This window comes from Mesorhizobium sp. M7A.F.Ca.CA.004.12.1.1 (assembly GCF_003997835.1).
Taxonomy (GTDB): domain Bacteria; phylum Pseudomonadota; class Alphaproteobacteria; order Rhizobiales; family Rhizobiaceae; genus Mesorhizobium.
The window spans coordinates 1-2,477 of the sequence record NZ_RZRK01000878.1; the positions used below are offsets into that span (position 1 = coordinate 1).

Annotated in this window: 4 protein-coding genes; all 4 read left to right on the forward strand. The window is 65.8% G+C overall.

Annotated features, from left to right (window positions below):
• Window positions 1-113 precede the first annotated feature (113 nt).
• Window positions 114-872: an SDR family NAD(P)-dependent oxidoreductase gene (locus EN984_RS31110; protein WP_127271383.1), complete on the forward strand. Its 759-nt coding sequence runs from the start codon at window positions 114-116 to the stop codon at window positions 870-872.
• Complete coding sequence (locus EN984_RS31115) at window positions 866-1,336, forward strand: MarR family transcriptional regulator (protein WP_127271381.1); 471 nt, start codon at window positions 866-868, stop codon at window positions 1,334-1,336. Before EN984_RS31110 ends, EN984_RS31115 begins: the two co-directional genes overlap by 7 nt.
• The gene (locus EN984_RS31120; protein ID WP_127268310.1) at window positions 1,333-2,145 is read left to right on the forward strand and encodes an enoyl-CoA hydratase family protein; all 813 of its coding nucleotides are present in this window, start codon (window positions 1,333-1,335) and stop codon (window positions 2,143-2,145) included. The genes EN984_RS31115 and EN984_RS31120 overlap by 4 nt, the downstream gene beginning before the upstream one ends.
• Window positions 2,142-2,477: acyl-CoA dehydrogenase family protein (locus EN984_RS31125; RefSeq protein WP_245480156.1), on the forward strand; the 336-nt coding region annotated here is incomplete at its 3' end. The genes EN984_RS31120 and EN984_RS31125, both read left to right, overlap by 4 nt.

Below are 2,477 nucleotides of genomic sequence, written 5' to 3' on the forward strand. Positions count from 1 at the left end.
AGCCGGCACCGCATAAGTTTGCAATGGACAGGTGCTGTCGTAGCCTTCTCCCTCCCCCTTGTGGGGAGGGTTAGGGGTGGGGGTACTTGGCGCCATGTTTTGAGGATTGAAGCATGATCCCCGGCAAGCATGCGCTGGTCACAGGCGGCGGCTCCGGCGTCGGCCGGGCCATCGCGCTGGCGCTGGCGGGTGCGGGCATCGATGTCACCATCTGCGGCCGCCGGGAAGCAGAGCTCACTGAGGTGGCCGGCGAGAACGACCGCATCTTCGGCATCGCCGCCGATGTCACCGACGAGGCGGCAATGGCAGCGCTCTACCAGAGGGCGCAAGCCGCGCGCGGACCCTTCGACATCGTTGTCGCCAATGCCGGCATGGCCGGCAGCGCCCCGGCGCACAAAACCGCGCTCAGCGACTGGCAGCGAACGCTCGACGTCAATCTGACCGGCGCCTTCCTGACGGTGAAGCCGGCGCTGGCCGGCATGGCCGTGCGGAAAACAGGACGAATTGTTTTCATCGCCTCGACCGCCGGCCTGAAAGGCTACGCCTACGTCGCGTCTTACGTCGCCGCCAAGCATGGCGTCGTTGGCCTGATGCGGGCGCTTGCCGCCGAAACGGCGAAATCGGGCGTCACCGTCAACGCGGTGTGCCCAGGCTTTGTGGAAACCGAAATGCTGGAAGAGTCCATCCAGCGCATCATCGAGAAGACCGGCCGCTCGGTCGAGCAAGCGCGGTCAAGCCTCGCCTCGAACAACCCGCAAGGCCGCTTCATCCAGCCGGATGAGGTCGCCGCCGCCGTGCTGTGGCTGTGCGGCGACGCCGCCCAATCGATAACCGGACAGGCGATTTCCATCTCAGGAGGCGAAACATGGTAGCCGGCCCCCTGCCCGCGCCGTCGGGACCCGGCAAGGACCGCTTGCGGCTGTGGATCAGGCTGCTGCGAGCCTCGCGCACGATCGAGGCCGAGCTGCGCGAGCGGCTGAAGAAGGAGTTCAACACGACGCTGCCGCGCTTCGACGTGATGGCAGCACTCTATAGGATGCCGGAAGGCATGCTGATGAGCGACCTGTCGCGCTTCCTGCTGGTCTCCAACGGCAATGTCACGGGCATCGTCGACCGGCTGGTTTCGGAAGGACTTGTCGCCCGCGCGAGGCGCAATGGCGACCGCCGCACGTCGATGGTGCGGCTGACCGAGGAAGGCACGCAAGCCTTCGCCACAATCGCCGCGGCGCATGAAGGCTGGATCGGTGAATTGCTGGGCAAGGTCAGCGAGGACGACGCGCGCCGGCTGACCGGCATGCTGACCTCGTTTCGCAGCAACTGGGAGGGACGCGAATGACCGCAATGGCCGGGCGCAAGCCGAAGCATTTCCTGTGGGAGGTCGAGGGCAGGATCGCCAAGGTCCGGCTCGACCGGCCGGAGCGCAAGAACCCGCTGACCTTCGACAGCTATGCCGAGCTGCGCGACACGTTCCGCGACCTCGTCTATGCCGACGATGTCGACGCCGTGGTGTTCCTCTCCAATGGCGGCAATTTCTGCTCCGGCGGCGATGTCCACGACATTATCGGCCCGCTGGTCAAGATGGACATGAAGGAGCTCTTGGCCTTCACCCGCATGACCGGCGATTTCGTCAAGGCGATGCTGAATTGCGGCAAGCCGATCATTGCTGCGGTCGACGGTGTCGCGGTCGGCGCCGGCGCCATCATTGCGATGAGCTCCGATATCCGCATCGCCACGCCGGAAGCCAAGACCGCATTCCTGTTCACCCGCGTCGGCCTCGCCGGCTGCGACATGGGCGCCTGCGCGATCCTGCCGCGCATCGTCGGCCAGGGCCGCGCCGCAGAACTGCTCTACACAGGCCGCACCATGACGGCGGCGGAAGGCGAACGCTGGGGTTTCTACAACCGGCTGGTCGATGCCGCCTCGCTGGAGGCCGACGCGCTCGATATGGCGGCGCGCATCGTTTCCGGCCCGACCTTTGCGCACGGCATCACCAAGACGCAGCTCAATCAGGAATGGTCGATGGGTCTCGACCAGGCGATCGAGGCGGAAGCGCAGGCGCAAGCGATCTGCATGCAGACCCGCGACTTCGAGCGCGCCTACAAGGCGTTCGTGGCCAAGGAAAAGCCGGTGTTCGAGGGGGATTGAGGGATGATGCATTCCGTGGAGACGTCGGCGGGACAGCGCCCCCCTCTGTCCTGCCGGTCGATCACCATGATGTCGATGCCGCTTGCCGCGAACTGGTGGCGCAGTTGGGCCGGGACGGCTGGCTGAAACCGACGGCTCTCGACACCGACAATCCGGGGCCCCTCGACGTGCGCACTTTGTGTATCACGCGCGAGACGCTTGCCCGCCATGACGGGTTGGCCGATTTCGCCTTCGCCATGCAAGGGCTGGGTACCGGCGCGCTCAGCCTGTTCGGCACGCCGGAGCAACAGGAATGGCTTGCGAAGACACGTGCCGGCAAGGCGATATCAGCC

Bases quoted from the DNA above. Each gene is read 5' to 3' on its own strand.
- EN984_RS31110 (WP_127271383.1), top strand. From the start codon at position 114: ATGATCCCCGGCAAGCATGCGCTGGTCACAGGCGGCGGCTCCGGCGTC.
- EN984_RS31115 (WP_127271381.1), top strand. From the start codon at position 866: ATGGTAGCCGGCCCCCTGCCCGCGCCGTCGGGACCCGGCAAGGACCGC.
- EN984_RS31120 (WP_127268310.1), top strand. From the start codon at position 1,333: ATGACCGCAATGGCCGGGCGCAAGCCGAAGCATTTCCTGTGGGAGGTC.